This is a genomic window from Marinifilum breve (genome assembly GCF_003202155.1).
In the GTDB taxonomy this organism is placed as follows: Bacteria; Bacteroidota; Bacteroidia; order Bacteroidales; family Marinifilaceae; genus Marinifilum; species Marinifilum breve.
In genome coordinates this window covers 1-696 of the sequence record NZ_QFLI01000072.1, presented here as the reverse complement: position 1 = coordinate 696, position 696 = coordinate 1, and the positions used below count along the sequence as shown (strand labels likewise).

The 696-nt window shown below is 53.9% G+C and carries 1 protein-coding gene; it reads left to right on the top strand.

Features of this window, described 5'->3' with window-relative positions; genetic code table 11:
- Positions 1-696: phage tail tip domain-containing protein (locus DF185_RS23020; RefSeq protein WP_119754661.1), on the top strand; the 696-nt coding region annotated here is incomplete at both ends.

The following is a 696-nucleotide window of genomic DNA, read 5'->3' as shown; positions in this document are numbered from 1 at the left end:
AGGAGCTGCTGGAAAAAGTCGAGCTGACGGAGGATAACGCCAGCAGACTGGAGGAGTTTTCGAAAGAGTGGAAGGATGCCAGTGATAAGTGGAATGCCATGTGGGCTGTCAAAATTGAGCAGACCAAAGACGGCAAACATTATGTCGCGGGTATTGGCCTCAGCATGGAGGACACGGAGGAAGGCAAACTGAGCCAGTTTCTGGTTGCCGCCAATCGTATCGCATTTATTGACCCGGCAAACGGGAATGAAACGCCGATGTTTGTGGCGCAGGGCAACCAGATATTCATGAACGACGTGTTCCTGAAGCGCCTGACGGCCCCCACCATTACCAGCGGCGGCAATCCTCCGGCCTTTTCCCTGACACCGGACGGAAAGCTGACCGCTAAAAATGCGGATATCAGTGGCAGTGTGAATGCGAACTCCGGGACGCTCAGTAATGTGACGATAGCTGAAAACTGTACGATAAACGGTACGCTGAGGGCGGAAAAAATCGTCGGGGACATTGTAAAGGCGGCGAGCTCGGCTTTTCCGCGCCAGCGTGAAAGCAGTGTGGACTGGCCGTCAGGTACCCGTACTGTCACCGTGACCGATGACCATCCTTTTGATCGCCAGATAGTGGTGCTTCCGCTGACGTTTCGCGGAAGTAAGCGTACTGTCAGCGGCAGGACAACGTATTCGATGTGTTATCTGAAAG